Here is a 20820-nt window from a genome sequence, read left to right as displayed (position 1 = left end):
TCAACCTATCCTCCTGTCTTTGACATAATACGCATAATTTTATTGGGCTGTTTTAAAAAATCATGTTCTTTTGGCTTTAATTCTATCGCTTCTTGAATGGCCTGATCCAGTTCTTTATCACTACAATGATTTCTTAATAACGGCCTTAACGCAAAGCTGTTATCCTGTCCCAAACACATATAAAGGGTTCCATCAACCGACAATCTAACCCGATTGCATGTCGCACAAAAATGCTGTGATAACGGTGTAATTAATCCAAGACATACATTACCTGTTGCTGTTTCCCAGTAACGCGCCGGACCATTTCCTATTATCTTCATCGTTGAACGCAAATCGTAATGTTTCCTTAATCCTTGTATAATGGGTTGCAGCGAGACAGTTGTCATATTTTGCCCGGTTTTTCCCATTGGCATGACTTCAATCAAACACAGAATAAACCCGTGTTCAATACAAAATTCGAGCATTCGTTCAATTTCTGCCATATTCTTGTCTGGCAATACAACCATGTTAATCTTTATTTTATGAAAACCCAGTTGTTTTGCTGTTCGCAGACCCTCCATAACCTGCTCTAGACAATCCAGACCTGTAATATCCTCTATATTTTTACGATTCAAGGAGTCAAGACTTATGTTCAAACGATCTAAGCCTGCCTCAAACAATGATTTGGCATGGGATGTCAGCAAGGTTCCATTCGTTGTAATGGATAAATCCTCCACCTCATCAATTTTTTTAATTCGATGCACCAAATCTGTTAGGTTTTTGCGAACCAACGGTTCACCACCAGTCAAGCGAAAACGTTTTGTACCTAATCTTACAAACGCACAAACAACACGCATTAATTCATCAAAAGTGAGCCAATGGTCTGGAGTTTCAAAATCATTAAATCCTTTCGGAATACAATAAGAACATCTTAAATTACAGCGATCCGTAACAGAAATTCTTAAATAATCAATTGTTCTACCAAATTTATCAATCAGCATCAGAAGCTCGGCCACGTCATAATTGCAATAAAGACTTTGTAGTTATGAATTTTATATATGTGTTTAAAAATCAAAAAAAAGACTTAAATATTTCTAAAAAATCATTATAGATAAAATACAATCAGACTATTATTTATTAATTCATCTAATAATTACTATTTTTTCCCAAATGTAAGATATCCTCACCAAAACACTCTACATCCTCATCATCGTGCGATATAACCATCATCAAGCATTGCAACCGTTGTTGAATATCCCTTATTTCATACCGCAATTTGCGTCGCAAGCGACTATCGAGCATTGAAAACGGTTCATCTAGTAACAACAAATCGGGTTGCGCAACCAATGCCCTAGCCAATGCAACCCGCTGTTGTTGCCCCCCCGACAATTGATATGGATAATATTCAGCATAGTTCAGAATTTCCAAGCGATTCATCCAGTCCTTAACAATTGCAAAATCCTGACTGACACGGGGATTAAATATTCCCTTGACAAGTGAGAAGGAAATATTCTGTTTGACTGTTAAATGCGGAAAAAGACTATAACCTTGGAAAAGATAAGCAAGTTTTCTCTCCTGGGGGGCCAGATTGATTTTACGTTTCTGATCAAAAAAGATTTTATTATCAATTTTTATCAACCCGCAATCTGGTGAATTTAATCCCGCTATTATTTTAAGCAATGTTGTTTTTCCAGATCCAGACGGGCCAAATATCACCACTGAACGATTTTGAGAATAAAAATCAACATTGAGCTGAAACACATGATGATGATTTTTTATTAATTTCTTGAGATTTATTTGAAATATCATGATCAATAAATTGAATTATGCGTAATATTCAGCCGTTTAGCCATAAATAAAACAAAAATGCAAACAGCGGATAAAATCAAGACGGATATATTTGCGGCATGATCCTGTCCCGCTTCAACGGCTTCATAGATTGCCAAAGATAGGGTTTGCGTTTTTCCGGGAATATTTCCGGCAATCATCAGGGTTGCACCAAATTCTCCCAAAGCCCTGGCAAATGCCAGTAATAAACCTGCCATAATACCACGCCAAGCCAAAGGTAAGGTTATACGGAAAAAAATCGCCATATCAGAAATAGTCAATACCCGTGCAGCCTGTTCATAACAAGGATTGATTGATTCAAAGGCACTTCTGGCGGGTTTGAATATCAAAGGAAAAGTCACGACAATAGCGGCTAAAACAGCCCCCTGCCACGTAAATATAAGACTAAGATGAAAATATTTTCCCAATATTTGTCCTATCCAACCATGCTGTCCAAACAATACTAACAAATAGTATCCCAATACAGTCGGCGGCATAACCATTGGCAATGTAAAGACAATATCTAAAAATTCCTTACCATAAAAACGATACCGAGCAATAAAATATCCTGCAGGTATTGCCAGAAACATATTGATCGAGACTGCGAAAACGGCAATTTTCAAGGATAAAAAAAGAGCCGTCCAGGTAAAATTTATTCCCATGAACAACTACCGAACAGCAAAACCGTATTGTCTAAAAATTCTCTGACCTTTAACTGAAAATAACAGGTCCATGAACGCCTTAGCCTGATTTGGGTTTTGAGTATTTTTAACCAAGGCAACTGGGTACTGAACGGGTTTTGGCAAAGGAGCCCGATAAAGTATTTTAACTTTATCTGAAAAAAGTTTTGCATCACTTTCATAAACAAAACCGACATCCACTTCATTACAGGCAACATAATCCAGAACCTGACGGACATTTTGCGCAGGAATGAATTTATCTTGTAATTTTTGCCATAAACCTGCAGCCTGCAATGCATATTTTGTATAACGACCCGCTGGAACAGTTACAACTTGTCCCAACGCGATCCGCTTAATCAAGGGTTTATCTAAATCTGCCAGTTCACGTATCTGTAACTTGCTATGAATAAAAGTCACAAGAACCAAATGATTATTAATAAAATCCTGTCTTGATCCAGGAAAAATCAATCCTTTTTGCTCTGCCATATCCATTGTGCTTTCATCGGCACATGCAAAAAGATCAACCGGGGCACCCTGTGCTATTTGATTTAACAGACTGCCCGAAGAACCAAAATTAAATAAAATTTTATCCTGAGGGTGCGATGTTTCATAAATTTTAGCTATATCTTTAAAAGCATCGCTTAAACTAGCCGCCGCAGAAACAACAATCTCTTTTGCCTGAACGGAATGAAAAAATCCAAAACAAGCCAGAACAACAGCCAATAGTTTAAGCAATCTTAATTCCGGTATTTTGGGATTTTTCATCAGTTCACATCTTCACGTTCATGAACGTGGTCTTACCAACTGCCAGCGTCGAGTTACATAACTGACCATGGCAAAGCCACTAAATACATGAACCAAACGGGTAAATGGGAAAATAGCAAATACTGTCATTCCCATAAAAAGATGGAATTTGAAGATTGATGACGCATTCATGATATAGGCCACGGCATCACCTTGAAAGGTAATTGTATGCTGTACCCATGTCATAAGTTGAACCATTTCATGACCGTCCGTATGCTGAGCCGAAACAAAAATTGTTGATAAACCAAGTAACAAAGTCAATAATAACCAGATTAACAACAATTTATCACGCCAGGTACTATTTGCCAATATACGGGCTGAAACAAATCTTCTGTGAATAAGGATCAAAATCCCAACCAAACAGATACTGCCCATGATGCCGCCAGCCATCATGGCGAAAATCTGTTTTGCTGAATGGGTAACTCCCAGTGTATCCCAAACCCAGATGGGTGTTAAAAGACCGAAAAGATGCCCAAAAAACAGACCTAAAATACCAATATGAAAACAGATATTTCCAAATCTTAATTGTCCACGATATAAAATCTGGCTGGAATCACTTTTCCATGAATATTGTTCACGTTCAAAACGTACCAAGCATCCAACAACAAAAATTGTTAATACGATATACGGATAAATTCCAAAAATAAATTTATCGAGATAATGCATGACTTGCCCCTTTATTTTCATTGTCTACAGAACAGAGATTACAGGCATTCGTTTGTAAAAGAGGTTCAACTCCCTCAATATTTGGGCCAAATTTCTCCATTGCCTCCTCCATATCTTTAACTGGGGGAACTTTTAAAGGTTGAGGTTGAACAGAAGAATAATTGACAAGTAAAGTGAAAATACCCGTATAGACAGACTGACTTTCCCGCAATTTTGATCCGATGTGATCAATCACGTCAATTGATGCCGCCAGTAAATCCTTTGCTTCACCTTCATTACAGACAGATAAAAACTCTAAAAATAAAGGCAAATAATCTGGTAATTCATCAATTACTGAAATATCATAACCGTTTGCCTTATATTCTGACATGAGATTGACTAGGGCTTGCCCCCTTAGACGGTCCTCACCGTGAATATGCTCAAATAAATGCAATGAACATGATGGATTACGATCGAAAAGTGAAACATACTCTTCTTGCAAATCAATCAAATCCTTTTCTTGCAAATGTTCCAATAAGGGAGAAAGCAAGCTCCATTCAATCTCAAGCGTTTTTAAACGTCCCAAAATTGAAGGGAGTGCATCAAGCAATTCTTGCTCTGGATAACATAATAAAACTGAAAGTATCTTGAAAATTTCCATCAGCTATTGCTTTCTTTTGCCTTGTTCTGTTCACGATCCTCTACAGCGTCGTGAAAGATAATTGGAGAAACCTTCTTGCCAAAAAGACTTGCCTTATTCACCCCGTCAGAGCATCCATTCCCGAAAGTAAATCCACAGGAAGCCTTATCCTGGAATGCGTTTTCAACCATTTCCTTGTGGGATGATGGAATGACAAAACGATCTTCATAATTCGCAATCGCCATAATCTGATACATTTCTTCAATCTGGACTTCAGTCAAAGCCGTATCTTTCAAGACAGAACGATCAGGACGTTGATCAACAGACTTGCTACGCATATAACGACGCATCGCAATCATGTTTTCCAAGGCGTTAATAATGGGTTCTTCTTTCCCCGCCGTAAGCAAATTAGCCAAATAGCGAATTGGAATACGTAAATCCTTAATACCAGGAATAATTCCATTCTTGCCAATCATGCCATTCGCTACTGCAGACTGAATAGGCGATAAAGGTGGAATATACCAAACCATTGGTAAGGTGCGGTATTCTGGATGCAGGGGGAAAGCAACTTTCCATTCTACTGCCATTTTATAGACCGGTGAATTTCTTGCCGCATCCAGCCAGCTTTGGGGTATACCCTGTTTAAGAGCTTCCGCAATAATTGCCGGATCATTGGGATCTAAAAAAACATCAAGTTGGGATTCATACAAATCCTGGGTATCTTCCGTAGATGCAGCCTCTTTAATTTTATCTGCATCATAAAGTAAAACACCCAGGTAACGAATACGCCCTACACATGTTTCGGAACAAACGGTTGGCTGTCCACCTTCAATACGTGAATAACAGAATATACATTTTTCTGCTTTACCAGAAACCCAGTTAAAATATATCTTTTTGTAGGGACAGCCCGAGACACACATCCTCCAGCCGCGACATTTATCCTGATCTATCAGGACAATACCGTCATCCTCACGTTTATAAATTGAACCTGAAGGACAACTTGCAACACAGGCTGGATTTAAACAATGCTCGCACAATCTTGGTAAATACATAAGAAATGTATTTTCAAAAGTTGACAGCATATCCTTTTGAATACCATCAAAAAGCTTGTCTTTTGCACGCTTTGAAAACTCTCCACCAAGATCATCCTCCCAGTTTGGTCCCCAATTTATTTTTTCCATTTTTTGTCCGGTTAGGACCGAAACTGGTCGGGCAACAGGGGGGGTTTTTACATCCGGAGAATTTTGCAAACGTTCATAATCATATGTAAAGGGTTCATAATAATCATCAATTTGCGGAAGATTGGGATTGGCAAATATATTTGCCATAATATGTAACTTGCCACCCTGACGGGGACGCAACTTGCCACCTTTTAAAACCCATCCACCATTATATTTATCCTGGTTTTCCCATTCCTTGGGATATCCAACCCCTGGTTTTGATTCAACGTTATTGAACCATGCATATTCAACACCATCTCGACTGGTCCATACATTTTTACATGTCACGGAACAAGTATGGCATCCTATGCATTTATCCAGATTCAACACCATGCCAATTTGAGCTCTAATTTTCATTGGTAATCTCTTATGCCTCAACTTTTGGGTAATTAACGCTAACAGTCTCTTCAAGCCAATCGACATGCTTCATTTTACGGACAACAACAAATTCATCACGATTTGAACCAACTGTTCCATAATAGTTAAAACCATAGGAATATTGCGCATAACCGCCAATCATATGTGTCGGTTTTAAGACTGTTCTTGTTACCGAATTATGAATGCCTCCGCGTTTTTTTGAAACTTCTGCACCAGGAACATTGATGATCTTTTCCTGAGCATGATACATCAAGGTCATTCCTTCTGGAACGCGCTGACTTACAATTGCTCTGGCCGTTAAAGTTCCATTTAGATTGAAAACCTCAATCCAGTCATTATCAACGATACCAGCCTTTTGTGCATCAATTTCGGAAAGCCAGACATGTGGCCCGCCACGGGATAATGTCAACATCCGTAAATTATCGGAGTAAGTACTGTGGATGCCCCACTTTTGATGTGGTGTGATAAAATTCAGGACTATTTCTGGATTTCCGTTACCATGCTGTCCCAAAACCTTTTGAGTTGTTTTCAAGTCAACCGCTGGACGATAGACACACAACATTTCACCAAATGCACGCATCCATTGATGATCCTGATAAAACTGCTGTCGACCGGTCAGGGTTCTCCAAGGAATCAGTTCATGAACATTTGTATAACCAGCATTGTAACTTACCGTTTCACTTTCCAGGCCTGACCAGGTTGGGGAAGATATAATCTTACGTGGCTGAACCTGTATATCACGAAAACGAATGGAATCATGTTCACGAGGGGTGGCCAAATACGTATGGTCAATACCTGTTACTTTTGATAATGCCCCCCATGCCTTGACAGCGATATGCCCATTTGTTTCAGGAGCAAGATTCAGGATCATTTCAGCCGCATCAATAGCAGTATCAAGTCTCGGCTGTCCCTTTGCAATACCCTGACCAACAACCTTGTTTAAATTACGTAATTGATCAACCTCATGCTTGGTATCCCAACTTATACCTTTACCACCATTACCAAGTTTTTCAAGTAAAGGACCAATTGATGTAAACTGTTCATAAATTGCTCCATAATTTCGCTCGATAACTTTCATGGCTGGCATTGTTTTACCAGGAATAGGATCACATTCACCCTTTTTCCAGTCTTTAACGTCAAAAGGCTGCCCCAACTCTTGTGGAGTGTCATGCATTAAGGGTGTCAATACAAGATCTTTTTGATTTCCAAGATATCCTGCGGCGAGTTCAGAAAATTTTCCAGCCAGTCCTTTAAAAATTTCCCAATCACTTTTACTTTGCCATAAAGGTTGTACAGCCTCGCTTAAAGGATGAATAAAGGGATGCATATCCGATGTATTCAAGTCATTTTTCTCGTACCAGGTGGCCGTCGGAAGAATTACATCTGCATATAAACAAGTCGTTGACATACGGAAATCCAAGACGACCAGAAGATCCAGTTTACCTTCTGCGGCTTCTCTTACCTTGATTTCCTTCGGTTTAATACAATTTTGCTCTTCACTTAAAACTGCATTCTGAGTACCCAAAAGATATTTAAGGAAATATTCATGTCCCTTACCTGAAGAACCAAGAATATTGGAACGCCATACAAACATGTTGCGTGGAAAGTTCACTGGATTATCAGGATCATTACAAGACATGTCAATTGCACCTGATTTCAATCCTTCAACCGCATAGTCAATGGGATCTTTATTTTGAGCAATTGCATTTTGTGTCAACGTCAACGGATTCATTGACAATTGCGGTGCAGAAGGTAACCATCCCATCCGTTCAGCCTTGGCATTACAATCAATCAGCGCCATACCTTCAAATTCACTCAGGCTATTTTGTGAGGCAACTTCATTGATAGCCAGCTTTTCATGACGCCATTGACTTGTATGATTGTAAAAGAAGGATGTTCCGTTCATCTGACGAGATGGACGATTCCAATCCAATCCAAATGCCAATGGAGCCCAACCGGTTTGTGGCCTCAGTTTTTCCTGACCAACATAATGGCACCAGCCACCTCCACTTTGACCTATACATCCACAAAGCATTAACATGTTGATAATGCCACGATAGGACATATCCATATGATACCAGTGGTTTAATCCGGCGCCCACGATGACCATGCTTTTACCATGAGTTTTATCGGCATTTTGGGCAAATTCACGAGCAACCTGAATAACCAATTCAGGTTTTACACCAGTATGTTTTTCCTGCCATTTAGGAGTATAGGGAACATCATCCATATAATCTCTAGCGCCATCACCTAGACCACGGTCAATACTGTAATTGGCAGCCATTAAATCAAAAACTGTAGTAACCTTTACCTGATTGCCATCAGCCAAGGTAATGGTTTTAACCGGAACCTTTCGGAGCATCTGTTCATTTTTGCTTTCTCCAGCAAAATAATTGAACACAACCTCCGCAACATTATCATGCTTACCCAGCAGACTAAGTTGGGCCTTAACGGTCTGTCCTTTGCTATCCTGTTCTTTAAGATTCCATTGACCTGTTTCACCCCAGCGAAAACCAATTGATCCTTTGGGGGTTACAATCTGTCCCGTCAATTCATCAATAACAAGCGTTTTCCATTCAGGATTGTTTTTTTCATCAAGCTGATCTGCCAAATGACTGGCACGCAAGAAATATCCGGGAACCAGTTGGCCATTCTTTTCATCAAGCATAACCAGCATTGGCATATCTGTATATTGACGGCAATATGACGTAAAATATTCAGAGGGACGGTCCAGATGAAATTCTTTGAAGATTACGTGCCCCATCGCCATGGACAAGGCAGCATCCGTACCTTGTTTGGGAGAGAGCCATATATCACTGAATTTTACCATTTCACCATAATCTGATGAAACAGCGACCGTTTTTGTACCTTTATAACGAACTTCGGCATAAAAATGAGCGTCTGGCGTACGAGTCATGGGGATATTTGATCCCCACACTAGTAAATAGGTTGAATTATACCAATCGGCTGATTCCGGAACATCGGTTTGCTCGCCCCATACTTGTGGGCTTGCTGGTGGCAGATCGCAATACCAATCATAAAAAGATAGCGGAACACCCCCAATAAGAGAAAGATAACGGGATCCGGAAGCGTAGCTGACCATCGACATAGCCGGAATAGGAGAAAATCCAATAATACGGTCGGGACCATATTTTTTGATAGTAAAGTTATTTGCCGCGGCAACAAGCTCGTTGACTTCCCGCCAGGTTGATCGGACAAATCCGCCCAATCCACGTCTTTTCTTGTAAGAACTGGCCAATTCTGGTGTTTGACTGATATATTCCCAGGCGGATATCGGATCCATCTTCTGACGTGCATCACGCCATAATCTAGCCAGCTGTCCACGCAGCATTGGATATTTAACACGTTGGGCAGAATAAACATACCAGCTGTAAGATGCCCCGCGAGGACATCCCCTGGGTTCATGATTGGGTAGATCCGCACGAGTTCTCGGATAATTTGTCTGTTGGGTTTCCCAGGTAATCAATCCACTTTTAACATAGATTTTCCAACTGCAGGATCCAGTACAATTCACACCGTGAGTTGATCTTACGATTTTATCCTGTTGCCAACGTTGTCTATACGCGTCTTCCCATTTTCTGTCCTCGTTAACAACAGCGCCATGCCCGTCAGCAAAACTGCTTTTCGTTTTTTTAAAAAAGTTTAAACGATCTAATATATGGCTCATAATCAATTTCCAAATTCTAAATCAAATTTGTCTTAACAACGTATTTCAGCATTTCTGCGAAGGTAGTACCAACGGTTTATCAAAAGGCAAAATACGTAAAATCCCACAAAAATATAAAAAGCTAAATTATACGATCCGGTATAACTTAAAGAGGTTCCATACAGTTTTGGAATTATAAATCCACCATAGGCACCAATAGCCCCCATAAAACCAAGAACCGCACCGGTTTCCTTGGCAGCATCCTCATTCATCTGCTCTTCAGATTCAGCTTTTTGTTTTTTAAGGTATTTCTGGTAAAATATTGTGAATATTCCGGGAACCTGGGCAAATACGGATCCATTTCCCAATCCAACAAAAATGAACAGGATCATAAAACTTATCAGGAAGCCGACAAAACTTCTTGATTCTTCCGGGGCTGAGATGAAGAAAACGATACATAAGGAAAAAACAATCATACCCAGGAAACTGATTTGAGTTACCCGTGTCGCCTTGAATTTGTCAGAGGCAATTCCCCCAACAACTCTAAATATGGACCCCAGCAAAGGACCTAAAAAGGCGTATTTTATTGGATTAACATCAACGAATTCATGCTTTATCAACAGGGGCAATGCCGCTGAAAAACCGATAAAGGATCCAAATGTACCCAGATAAAGCAAACAGGCAACCCAGGTATGTTTACGCTTGAAAATTATTGATTGCTCTGAAAAAGATGCCTTGACCGTGGCAAGGTCATTCATCCCAAACCAGGCAGCGATAACGGTTACCGCAATAAAAGGTACCCAAATATAGGTGATATTCTGTAACCAGACAAGACTCTGCTGACCGTTATGAATACGTGTTTCTGGTCCACCCCCCAAAGCACCAAAGATACTGACGCCAATAACCCACAAGGTAACAAATTGTACAAACGGTACACCAAGATTTCCCAGTCCAGCATTTACCCCCGTGGCAAATCCCTTTCTTGATTTAGGGAAAAAATATCCGATATTTGCCATAGAGGAGCTGAAATTTGCTCCACCAAATCCACACAACAGGGCCAAGATCACCATTGTTGCAAAACTGGTATTTGGATTTTGTATGCATATACCAAAACCAATGGTTGGAATCAAAAGGGTGGCTGTTGAAAAAACCGTCCATCTTCTTCCACCAAAAATGGGAACCATAAAGGCATAGATGATTCTCAGGGTTGCCCCTGACAATGCAGACAATGCCGTTAAAAGCATTAGTTGATTTTGAGTATATTTAAACCCAACTTCTGGTAGATAGACAACAACGACACTCCATAATTGCCATACAACGAAAGCAAGTAAAAGAGCAGGAACGGAAATCCATAAATTCCGTAAAGCAATAACACGTCCTTGCTTTTCCCAAAACTGTTGATTTTCCGGTTCCCATTTTGTTAGTAAATGAGACATTTTTTTTCCTTGGTTGATGAACCAATACGTTTATATCTGTATTGTTTTTGATCTTTATTGTATAAGTTAAATAAAACGCATAATTGTTTTAATAATATTTACATCTTCCGCAAGATCGAACCAATTAGTCAAAAGCTTATAGAAATCTGGAATAATGGCTAGGTTGTTTATAGCCATTTGGCTAAGTATAATTAGTCGTTTTCCTACTATTAATATATCATATTCATTTCCATTATTAGAATAATTTCTTGAATTATTAATCCATGAAGAATTTGCATGAATAGAAAACAAAAATATATTCTACCTCTGCTTCTTCTTTTCCCTTTTCAAACGATGGCACAAAAGATTTCAACCTCGACCAATATGGAAAGAGAGGATGAAATATCCGAAAAAATTACTGTAAGGGGACAAAGAAGGGCTGACGGATCAGTTGCGGTAATGAGTACTCCAGACGTTACCTTGGGCCCCTTGGGTTCCTTGAAATCTGAAGACGCGCCTTTTTCAATCTTGTCAGTTCCTCATGACGTTATTGCCAATCAACAGGCAAGAAACGTTAATGATCTAATGAAATACCTTCCTTCCGTACAACTCGAGGCCCGTGGATCTGCAGGCATGGCCAGGCCGCAATCCAGGGGGTTTGAGGGGGACGTGACAGCAAACAGCCGTATTGACGGGCTCAATATGACAACCACCACCCCCTATCCAACGGAAATGTTTGAAAATTTGCAGGTTCTGAACGGGTTGGCCGGGGCTATGTATGGCCCACAAAATCCAGCCGGCATTTTCAGTTACCAGCTCAAACGTCCCACTGACCGTCGTACGGAACATCTTTCAATCAATTACGATTCAATTGGTGCCGTGACGGAATATGCGGATGCATCTGGTCGAGTCGGTAAAAATGGGTGGTTTGGATATCGTTTAAACCTTCTGCATGATGAAGGCACCGCCTATGTGGAACACAGTCAGTTAAAACGTAATCTGGTCAGTGGTGATTTTGATATTCATCTTTCCTCCAAAACCGTTATTGAGATAGATGCCAGCCATTATACCTATAATGAAAGGGGAACAGCGACGAATTTTTCGTTTGATAATTCCATTCAACTGCCATCCGCACCCAATATGGGCAAGGCCTATCTTGGGCAAAAATATGCCGGCTTTAATACGGAAACAAATACCTTTCTCGGAAAAATCAAACACCAAATCAATAGAAAATGGAGATTTACTGCGGGAGGGCTCTATCAGGATGCCAAACGAGAGATGTTCAACAACAGCAATCGACTCCTAAACAGCAAGGGTGATTATCAACAATCTATTTCGGTAGCCGGTCAGGCAAACGTTTTTCAGGTAGGGAGCAATTTTGCCTATGTGAATGGAGAAGTAAATACAGATTTTGTAAAACATGAACTTGTTTTGGGCACCAATGGATATATGAGGGGTAATTACAATCCCACTCATACTGAAACAATCAATCTTGGAACCAGCAACATACACAATCCTCGTCCATTACCGGGTCATAGACCAAAAGGATGGGGACGTTATCAATCGGCCTTAATCCAGCAACAAGCCCTGATTGCAGGCGATACAATCCATTTTAATCAACAATGGGCCATTATGGGTGTTTTCAGTTGGAGCTGGTTAAGCAATGACAGCTGGAACATGAAAGGAAAGAAAACCGCACACAATTCACATGATGCGGCATTTAGTCCAACAACAAGCCTGATTTATCATCCTCTTGAAGGTCATACCGCCTATTTCACTTGGGCAAGAAGTCTGCAGGCGGGAGATATTGCCCCGGCGACGGGAGTAATTAATCCAAACCAGATCATGGCTCCCTATCGTAGTGAAGAATATGAAGTGGGCTATAAGGTCAAATTCAACCGCCTGTGGTTAAATGTTGCGGCATTCCGTATGACACGTCCATATGCATTTATCAATCCAACAACCCATATTTTTGCCGTCGCAGGACAACAGCGCAATTATGGGGTTGAATTTCAGGTCGCAGGACAGATATGGGATAGTCTGTCTATTCTTGGAGGTGTTACATGGCTTGATGCACAACTGGGACAAACAGGAAATATTGCCACCTCTCATAAACAAATTGTTGGTGTCCCACCTGTTCAGGCCAACCTGCTGATTGACTACCAATTACCTGTCGCAAAAGATCACATCCTGTACGGTATGGCATTCAACATCAATCTTCACTATACAGATCGTCGGGCTGCCAATAATTACAACACCACTTTTGCCAAGGGGTATTTTACGACAGATGTCGGGATGCGCTACGCCTTCAATGTCTTTAACACCCCACTTGCGGCACGATTTAATGTCAATAATGTAACCAATAAACATTATTGGATGTCTGTATATCCATCCTCAATTAACGGAGGCACCGCAAATAACAGTGCTTATGCTGGATTACCCAGAACATATCAATTTTCATTGGCAGTTGATTTCTAATATTTAATTCAAATATATGTTAAAATAATCTTATCATAATATTTACGAACAATTATCAAATAATGAAAATCACGCGGTATTTTAACAAGCTTTCAACCAAACTGCTTACCTGTACTATCGCATGGGTTGTATGTGCCATATTCTTTACGGGATATGCACTCGCCCTGCTTTGGCAGCTTGAAAATGCTGGAATTGCCATCAATTATACGGGCAGTTTGCGCATGCGTGTCTATTACATGATGTTACTTTCTAATCAAAACGATTATGTAAACCTGCAGCATGAACAAACAAAATTTATTACAATCCTTAATAAATTAAAAAAATACGATAATAATACCCTGATTTTTTCAAATAATAAAAAAATAAACCTGCAAATAAAATATATTGAAAAAACCTATAATAACCAGATATTGCCGCTTATAAACCAGTCCTCTGGATATCACAGATTAACTGACAAAAATTATTATCATCTCAACACATTCGTAGAAGACATTGATCTTTTAGTCAAACTGATCGAAAACCAAAATACGCAAGACATCATTTGGCTTCGATACATAATCACAACAATTATCCTGATGATACTGATAACTGCCTTTTCGAGCATATCCCTGTTATATAGATCAGTCATCAATCCATTGAAACATCTTGAATCAAGTATCAAAGCCCTAAGTCAGGGTAATCTATCCAGACGTATTCCTGTAAATGGCAGTAGTGAATTTGATATTGTCTCCTCCGGTTTTAACCAGATGGCACATAATTTGCAGGACTTATACAATAACCTTGAACATAAAGTTTCGGATAAAACACTTGCATTAAAGAAAAAGAATCATGAATTAACTATTCTTTATGACATGATCACCTTTTTACATACCTGCCTGACTCCCAATATGGCAACCGAGAGATTCCTTGAAAAAATTATTGATTTAAGTCAAGCGGATGCCGGATTTATCGGCTTTCTTAACGAAGAGAAAGACGCCATGAATTTTATTTGTAGCCAAGGTTTTCCAGCACAATTAAACACCATTGAACAATGTTATTTTTCTGCCAACTGTTTTTTTGATATTTCTTCCCTACCCAAAAATTCCTATCCTATTTGCGTCAAAACTGATCAGCAGGAAAACTGTCTTATACCCTCGTGCGTTAAAAAATTATTTAGTCATTTTATCATTTTTCCTATTTGGCATAATAAAAATGAAATAGGGTTAATGGTTCTATATTTTAAAAAAAGGGAATCTTCTTTTTCTCCAGAAACCTACCACTTGATTGAAACATTGACCTGTCAACTTGGTGTATCCATTGAAAATTACCAATTAACTGCCAAAGAAAAACAGCTTGCCATTATGGAGGAACGCAACTTAATTGCACAGGGATTGCATGATAGCATAGCACAAGCATTGTCCTTTCTTAATTTGCAAGCTCAAATGCTTGAAAAGGCAATCAATAAGAATGACCTTGACAAAGCCAAGCAAAATCTGGATTTTATTCAGCGTGGCGTGCAAGAATCCTATGACGATGTTCGTGAACTGTTAATGAATTTTCGAACCAAGATTGGCAAGGAAGATTTTGAGACTGTTGTTAAGAAAGTCGTGAACCGTTTCAAAGCCCAGACAAAAATACCTGTAAAATTAATTAATCTGCAAAAATTTTTATTTATTACAAAACAACAGCAATTACAGATCATTTTTATTCTTCAAGAAGCTTTATCCAATATTCGTAAACATTCAAAATGCAAGCTTGCAACAATTGAATTTAGTTATAATAATTCTTTCATGATGCGTATTCATGATGATGGTGTCGGATTTGACCTTAATACCTTGCAAAAAAAACAACAGAACCATATCGGTTTATCAATTATCCAAGAGAGGGCAGAAAATATTTCCGGAAAAATAAACATTACTTCAACACCTAATCATGGTACAACCTTGGAACTCACTATTCCGATAAACTTATAGAACGGTAGTATAAAGAAAATGCAAACAAAAATTAAAATTCTGCTTATTGACGATCATTCTTTATTTCGTTCAGGATTGAAATTTCTTCTTAACAATCAGGAAGATATAGAGGTTATTGGAGAGGCGCAAAATGGATCAGAAGGTATAAAACTGGCCCAGAAACTTAACCCTGATATCATCCTCCTTGATCTGGATATGCCAAGAATGGGCGGAAAGGAAACGCTCCAAAACCTTTTAAATATTAATCCAGACCTTAATGTCCTAATTTTAACTGTTTCGGAAGATAATGATGACCTTATTCAATGTATGACACTTGGAGCAAAAGGCTATCTTTTGAAAAATATCAATACCGATTTCCTATTGGACAGTATTCACAAAGTTTATGAAGGGAATAATATTCTCTCCCCAGCCATGATATCAACCCTTATCGATCAATTCCGACCCAATGAAAAGGAAAAGAACGAAGATCTCTATGATTCTTTAACACCAAGGGAAAAAGAAATATTGGCTTGGCTGACCAAGGGAATAAGTAATAAAGAAATTGCCCGTTTTTTGAGCGTGTCAGAAAGTACAATCAAGTTGCATGTTCAGAATATATTACGAAAACTTAATTTACACAGCAGGGTGCAGGCAGCAATTTACGCCCTAGAACATGGTTTTGACAAAACACCCTAGTTCCTCGAACAACCACACACGTTACAATGCGGATTGCGATCACATTCCAGCATATGAAAAGAAAAATTCAAAGCATTATAATGCAGTATCCTGCCCGTAAGAGCTTGACCCATCCTGGATATTACCTTCAAAGCCTCTGAAGCCTGCATAGCTGCCATTGTATTGACCAATGGGGCGTAAACACCGGTAAATGAACAACGGTCCTGTTCTGTTTCCGCTCCATCAAATAGACAGGCGTAACATGGTGATCGATCATTATTTGAGTCAAATACACTTAATTGCCCTTCAAACCGTATGGCCGAGGCATAAATTAAAGGTATTTTACTAGAATATGCAACCCGCCCGATCATTTGTCGGGTTTTTAAATTGTCACTACAATCCAAAATCACATCATAATCATGAATTAATGAAGATAATTCATCCTCGGATAAACGGTAAGGCACAGTATCAACAGTAATATCCGGATTTTGTCTATGAATGAAATCGGCCATTACATGATTTTTGAATTTACCAATATCATCAGGTGTATAGTATGTCTGTCGTTGTAAATTGGACAGTTCGACCTTGTCATTATCAACCAGCATTAAACTGCCAATACCCGCAGCAGCAAGAATAGGAATTGCTGCACAACCCAGTCCCCCGCATCCTATAACCATAGCACGGCTATTTAAAAACCGTTTTTGTCCATCCAAATCAATTTGCGGCAAAAGGATATGGCGACTGTATCTTACCAATTGATCTTCATGCATTATTTGAAATAACCCAAATAAATAACCATATAATGATAAACGTCATAAAGAATACTAGCCATAAGACTAGCAACCAAATATTCACAAAGATTAATATAATCTTATTCTTAATATAAATAATACTATACATGTGGATAATATAAATTCTTTTCTTAAAAGAATAATATAATTAAATAAAACAATAATATTAGTATGAATGATAAACTATGAATAAATCAACTATTCTGGCTAGTTTAAAAGTAGTTAATCATATTTGTTTCTCATTACTACTTTTAACTTCAATACATACTTACGCTAAAGATCAAACAAAACAAACATTACTTCCAACAGATTCAAAAATTCAAAATAAAATCGATTCTACATTTACTGATTACTCAAATCTTAATAACCGTTGTGCAAAAGTTGTCACAGCGGCTGGTAAATATGGAAATACACGACATCCGGATTGGGGTGTCTTCAACAAACACAGCGGTTTTGGACCTGTTGGTAATTATTCTTGGTATGCTTTCGGACAATATGCCCCATACGCACAAGCAAGATGGGCAGAAGACTGGAGCGGATTATGCAATGATCCCCATAAAAATGATGACTGGTTTAACCGACTCAAGTATATTCCCCTGAATGATTCTGGGGATATCTGGCTGAGTTTAAACGGCAATGAGCGGTTTCGTCATGTTTTCGACAGCAAACCATATATGGGATTTGGAGCCAAAACAAATTCCAACCGTTTGTTGATTCGTAGCGTTTATGGTGCTGATTTGCATATTGGTTCCCACGTAAGAGCTTATGCCGAACTCATTAATGGTGTTGCTGGTGGCAGCAACACTTTTGGCTATCAAACAGGTTTTCAACGTAAACGACTTGACATGCAGCAAGGTTTTTTAGAAATAAAGGGGAACCTGCTTGGTGCAAAAATGGGGGCAATGGGAGGACGTCAATATTTTGTTGATGCACCACTCTCCATGACTTCCGCACGGGAACTGACTAATATTCGTTACAGTTGGGATGGATTCCGAGGCTATGCTTTCTGGAAAAATTTCAGAGTCGACATTTTTGACTTCTGGCAAACTGACTTTTCCAAAGATCATGTTTTTGGTGCAGGGCCAAGTTATAATGCTCGCATGTTTGGTGGTTTGGCCAGTTATGCTCTTCCCAGCTTTAAAGTGCAGAATGTGAATAGCCAATTATATCTTGATGCCTTTTATATTGGTTACCTTTATAACGGTAATGCTGCAGGTCTTCCCACACCAACACCCGGGAAAAACCGTCAAGGCTCTACAAGACGTGATAATATCGGTGGAAGGTTGAACGGAAATATTGGCAATTTCACCATTGATGTTACAGGTATATATCAGGGTGGTGAATTCCGTCCCGCAAATTCTGGTAGTAAAACACGTCCAGTCAGAGCCTATGCATTTGATGCGATTTTTGCTTATAACTTTAAAAACGTGCCGGGAAATTTGTCATTGGGCCTGCAAAGCGACTATTTTTCTGGTGGCAACTATCACAAAGATCACGGCGCGGTCAGAAATTTTGCTGTTCCCTATTTTACAACAGCAAACTATCAGGATATGACGCTATATCTGGCAACTTCCAATACAGTCAGTACAGGTCCTTTAATCACTTACAATCCAACAAAAAAAGCACTTGTCAAATTGCACGCACCTGTAATTTGGAGAGCCAATACCAATGATACGATTTACGGTGTCGGATTCAACTATCCTTTGCGTGACAATTATTCTGGTGGATTTGTTGGTGCAATTCCCCAGTTTACTCTCGCTTATGCAATTGCTCCCCATCTTGTTTTAACTGGAGACTTTGGCGGTGTTCTAGCCTCACAATCCATAAAAAAAGCTGGTGGCAATGACAGTGCTTTCCTTATGGAAACACTCGACTTCAGGTTTTAACCTTTTTCATTCTATACTTTACTTATTATTTTGTCGCTTATTTTTAATAATAAGCGACTTTTTTTATTATGGGTCTATGAAGTATCAATATTTCATTTAATTTTTTAACAACGTTAAAATCTCATCAAACTGTTCAAGGGATTTATAAAATATTTTTAAGGACCCACCTTTACCATCAAATTGAATTTTGACATTAAACCCTAATCTGCCACGCAAATCTTTTTCAAGTGACTCTATCTCAGGATCGATTGGCTTTTTTTTCAAGTGTAAATTTTTATTAACCGCTTTGGCATTTTTAACTAGGGCTTCTGTTTGTCTTACCGTTAAATCATCTTGAATAATTTCCTTTGCCGCTGATACAGGATCGGGATGCATAAGCAAGGCTCTTGCATGTCCCGGAGTTAATATCCCGTTTTTCAAATAATTTATAATCTTATCCGGCAATTGCAATAGGCGGATTATATTAGCAATATGTGAACGTGATTTACCCAATGCAGAAGATAACTCATCCTGAGTAAGATTGAACTCATTTAATAATCTTGAAAAACCTTCAGCCTCTTCGATAATATTTAAATCCGTACGCTGTAAATTTTCCACTAATGCGACAGCCATTGCATCTTTATCAGTAAAAGAGCAGATCCTAACCGGCACCTCATCAATCATGGCCAGTTGGGCAGCACGCCAGCGACGTTCCCCAGCAACAATTTGGTATTGACCCTTTTGGGTATCTTTTTCCTTAACCAGCAGAGGTTGTAAAATACCATGTTGTCTGATTGAGTCCGCCAACTCTTGTAAAGCTTCAGGCTGCATAATTTGTCGAGGTTGAAAAGGACCAGGCTCAATTATGTCAATAGGTAAAATCTGCATTTTCAAATCTGAAATCCCAAGATCGGATCCAATATCTTTCTGATTATCCTCATCTTTAACCGACTCCCCTAATAAAGCGGCAAGTCCTCTTCCCAAACGAATTTTACCCTGATCCCTTTTCTTACCCTTCATATTTCCTACCCTCAAATTAAGCAAATCGACGATTCAATTCCTTAGCCAAGTTTATATAGGCTTGCGCTCCAGTTGATTTAGGATCATACACCATTATTGGCTTTCCATAACTTTGTGCCTCTGAAATACGGATATTGCGTGGAATAACTGTTTTACAGACCTTATCCCCAAAAAAATTCCTGGTATCTTCAGCAACAAGCTCTGAAAGTCTGTTGCGTTTGTCATACATCGTTAAAACAATTGCCTTTATATCCAGATCAGGATTTACCTTTTTCTGCAAATGTGTAACCGTTTTAACCAGATGACTTATTCCTTCAAGTGCCAGAAATTCACATTGCAACGGAACAATAACACCAGTAGCAGCCGCCAAGGCATTTACCGTTAACAGTCCAAGGCTTGGAGGACAGTCAATCAAAATATAATCATATATACCTATAAATTGCTTAATTGCCTCCTTGAGCCGAAATTCACGTTTTTCAATATCAATCAACTCAAGCTCTGCAGCCGCAAGGTTGCCATCAGCTGTAATCAACGATAATCCTGGAATCATGGACTCCTTGATCATTCCATCAACCACTTTGCCATTAATTAATAAATGATAGGTTCCTTTATCACGATCGCCATATTCAATTCCCAATGCAGTTGAACTATTTCCTTGAGAATCAAGATCAATTAATAGAACCTTCTTTTTTTCAGCGAATGCGGTGGCAAGATTAATTGCTGTCGTTGTTTTACCCACCCCACCTTTTTGGTTTGCAATTGCCAAAATATAAGTATTTTTTGATTTTGTCTTTTTAAGCGCCAT

At 39.0% G+C, this 20820-nt stretch carries 16 protein-coding genes; 4 read left to right on the top strand and 12 right to left on the bottom strand.

Going from position 1 to position 20820, the window contains the following annotated elements; genetic code table 11:
• Positions 1 to 5 precede the first annotated feature (5 nt).
• The 9 genes from moaA to U0839_RS00125 form a co-directional block, all read right to left on the bottom strand.
• On the bottom strand, positions 6 to 995 hold the full coding sequence (moaA, locus tag U0839_RS00165) for a GTP 3',8-cyclase MoaA (RefSeq protein WP_413549834.1): 990 nt from the start codon (positions 993 to 995) through the stop codon (positions 6 to 8).
• A 130-nt stretch (positions 996 to 1125) separates the two neighbouring features.
• Positions 1126 to 1740 carry an ABC transporter ATP-binding protein gene (locus U0839_RS00160; RefSeq protein WP_413549833.1) on the bottom strand — a complete coding sequence of 205 codons (615 nt, stop codon included), beginning with the start codon at positions 1738 to 1740 and terminating at the stop codon, positions 1126 to 1128.
• A gap of 50 nt (positions 1741 to 1790) precedes the next feature.
• Positions 1791 to 2468 carry a molybdate ABC transporter permease subunit gene (gene modB, locus U0839_RS00155; protein ID WP_155566068.1) on the bottom strand — a complete coding sequence of 226 codons (678 nt, stop codon included), beginning with the start codon at positions 2466 to 2468 and terminating at the stop codon, positions 1791 to 1793.
• Between the two features lie 6 nt (positions 2469 to 2474).
• Positions 2475 to 3251 (bottom strand): molybdate ABC transporter substrate-binding protein, encoded by a 777-nt coding sequence (gene modA / locus U0839_RS00150; RefSeq protein WP_155566069.1) that lies wholly within the window; start codon positions 3249 to 3251, stop codon positions 2475 to 2477.
• A gap of 18 nt (positions 3252 to 3269) precedes the next feature.
• Complete coding sequence (gene narI, locus U0839_RS00145; RefSeq protein ID WP_155566070.1) at positions 3270 to 3956, bottom strand: respiratory nitrate reductase subunit gamma; 687 nt, start codon at positions 3954 to 3956, stop codon at positions 3270 to 3272.
• On the bottom strand, positions 3940 to 4596 hold the full coding sequence (narJ, locus tag U0839_RS00140) for a nitrate reductase molybdenum cofactor assembly chaperone (RefSeq protein ID WP_155566071.1): 657 nt from the start codon (positions 4594 to 4596) through the stop codon (positions 3940 to 3942). Before narJ ends, narI begins: the two co-directional genes overlap by 17 nt.
• The gene (narH, locus tag U0839_RS00135; protein ID WP_413549829.1) at positions 4596 to 6152 is read right to left on the bottom strand and encodes a nitrate reductase subunit beta; all 1557 of its coding nucleotides are present in this window, start codon (positions 6150 to 6152) and stop codon (positions 4596 to 4598) included. Before narH ends, narJ begins: the two co-directional genes overlap by 1 nt.
• Positions 6153 to 6162: 10 nt before the next feature.
• On the bottom strand, positions 6163 to 9861 hold the full coding sequence (locus U0839_RS00130) for a nitrate reductase subunit alpha (protein ID WP_155566073.1): 3699 nt from the start codon (positions 9859 to 9861) through the stop codon (positions 6163 to 6165).
• A gap of 32 nt (positions 9862 to 9893) precedes the next feature.
• Positions 9894 to 11276, bottom strand: a complete 1383-nt coding sequence (locus U0839_RS00125) for a NarK family nitrate/nitrite MFS transporter (protein WP_155566074.1) — start codon at positions 11274 to 11276, stop codon at positions 9894 to 9896.
• 276 nt (positions 11277 to 11552) lie between these two features.
• On the opposite strand from U0839_RS00125, the gene U0839_RS00120 reads away from it, so the two are divergent.
• The 3 genes from U0839_RS00120 to U0839_RS00110 all read left to right on the top strand — a co-directional run bounded on the left by U0839_RS00120 (position 11553) and on the right by U0839_RS00110 (position 16360).
• Positions 11553 to 13733: a TonB-dependent receptor gene (locus tag U0839_RS00120; protein WP_413549826.1), complete on the top strand. Its 2181-nt coding sequence runs from the start codon at positions 11553 to 11555 to the stop codon at positions 13731 to 13733.
• A 62-nt stretch (positions 13734 to 13795) separates the two neighbouring features.
• The gene (locus U0839_RS00115; RefSeq protein ID WP_413549824.1) at positions 13796 to 15685 is read left to right on the top strand and encodes a histidine kinase; all 1890 of its coding nucleotides are present in this window, start codon (positions 13796 to 13798) and stop codon (positions 15683 to 15685) included.
• Between the two features lie 18 nt (positions 15686 to 15703).
• Positions 15704 to 16360, top strand: a complete 657-nt coding sequence (locus U0839_RS00110) for a response regulator (protein ID WP_155566077.1) — start codon at positions 15704 to 15706, stop codon at positions 16358 to 16360.
• On the opposite strand, the gene U0839_RS00105 is transcribed toward U0839_RS00110, so the two are convergent.
• Positions 16357 to 17109, bottom strand: coding sequence for a HesA/MoeB/ThiF family protein (locus U0839_RS00105; RefSeq protein WP_155566078.1), 753 nt, complete (start codon positions 17107 to 17109; stop codon positions 16357 to 16359). The genes U0839_RS00110 and U0839_RS00105 overlap by 4 nt on opposite strands.
• 206 nt (positions 17110 to 17315) lie before the next feature.
• Between U0839_RS00105 and U0839_RS00100 the strand changes: the two genes are divergently transcribed.
• Positions 17316 to 19016: an alginate export family protein gene (locus tag U0839_RS00100; RefSeq protein ID WP_155566079.1), complete on the top strand. Its 1701-nt coding sequence runs from the start codon at positions 17316 to 17318 to the stop codon at positions 19014 to 19016.
• 96 nt (positions 19017 to 19112) lie between these two features.
• Here the strand turns inward: U0839_RS00100 and U0839_RS00095 are convergent, their stop codons facing one another.
• On the bottom strand, positions 19113 to 20015 hold the full coding sequence (locus U0839_RS00095; protein ID WP_413549823.1) for a ParB/RepB/Spo0J family partition protein: 903 nt from the start codon (positions 20013 to 20015) through the stop codon (positions 19113 to 19115).
• Positions 20016 to 20031: 16 nt separating this feature from the next.
• Positions 20032 to 20820 carry a ParA family protein gene (locus U0839_RS00090; RefSeq protein ID WP_122124312.1) on the bottom strand — a complete coding sequence of 263 codons (789 nt, stop codon included), beginning with the start codon at positions 20818 to 20820 and terminating at the stop codon, positions 20032 to 20034.

Source organism: Commensalibacter sp. A3DC (assembly GCF_047307945.1).
In the GTDB taxonomy this organism is placed as follows: domain Bacteria; phylum Pseudomonadota; class Alphaproteobacteria; order Acetobacterales; family Acetobacteraceae; genus Commensalibacter; species Commensalibacter melissae.
This window is presented reverse-complemented; position numbering and strand designations above follow the sequence as displayed.

What these genes read in the sequence shown, in the direction of transcription:
- narJ (WP_155566071.1), bottom strand. Translation starts at nt 4,596, where the DNA reads ATGGAAATTTTCAAGATACTTTCAGTTTTATTATGTTATCCAGAGCAA.
- modB (WP_155566068.1), bottom strand. Translation starts at nt 2,468, where the DNA reads ATGGGAATAAATTTTACCTGGACGGCTCTTTTTTTATCCTTGAAAATT.
- modA (WP_155566069.1), bottom strand. Translation starts at nt 3,251, where the DNA reads ATGAAAAATCCCAAAATACCGGAATTAAGATTGCTTAAACTATTGGCT.
- U0839_RS00120 (WP_413549826.1), top strand. Translation starts at nt 11,553, where the DNA reads ATGAATAGAAAACAAAAATATATTCTACCTCTGCTTCTTCTTTTCCCT.
- U0839_RS00115 (WP_413549824.1), top strand. Translation starts at nt 13,796, where the DNA reads ATGAAAATCACGCGGTATTTTAACAAGCTTTCAACCAAACTGCTTACC.
- narH (WP_413549829.1), bottom strand. Translation starts at nt 6,152, where the DNA reads ATGAAAATTAGAGCTCAAATTGGCATGGTGTTGAATCTGGATAAATGC.
- U0839_RS00130 (WP_155566073.1), bottom strand. Translation starts at nt 9,861, where the DNA reads ATGAGCCATATATTAGATCGTTTAAACTTTTTTAAAAAAACGAAAAGC.
- U0839_RS00100 (WP_155566079.1), top strand. Translation starts at nt 17,316, where the DNA reads ATGAATAAATCAACTATTCTGGCTAGTTTAAAAGTAGTTAATCATATT.
- U0839_RS00095 (WP_413549823.1), bottom strand. Translation starts at nt 20,015, where the DNA reads ATGAAGGGTAAGAAAAGGGATCAGGGTAAAATTCGTTTGGGAAGAGGA.
- narI (WP_155566070.1), bottom strand. Translation starts at nt 3,956, where the DNA reads ATGCATTATCTCGATAAATTTATTTTTGGAATTTATCCGTATATCGTA.
- U0839_RS00090 (WP_122124312.1), bottom strand. Translation starts at nt 20,820, where the DNA reads ATGGCGCTTAAAAAGACAAAATCAAAAAATACTTATATTTTGGCAATT.
- U0839_RS00110 (WP_155566077.1), top strand. Translation starts at nt 15,704, where the DNA reads ATGCAAACAAAAATTAAAATTCTGCTTATTGACGATCATTCTTTATTT.
- U0839_RS00105 (WP_155566078.1), bottom strand. Translation starts at nt 17,109, where the DNA reads ATGCATGAAGATCAATTGGTAAGATACAGTCGCCATATCCTTTTGCCG.
- U0839_RS00125 (WP_155566074.1), bottom strand. Translation starts at nt 11,276, where the DNA reads ATGTCTCATTTACTAACAAAATGGGAACCGGAAAATCAACAGTTTTGG.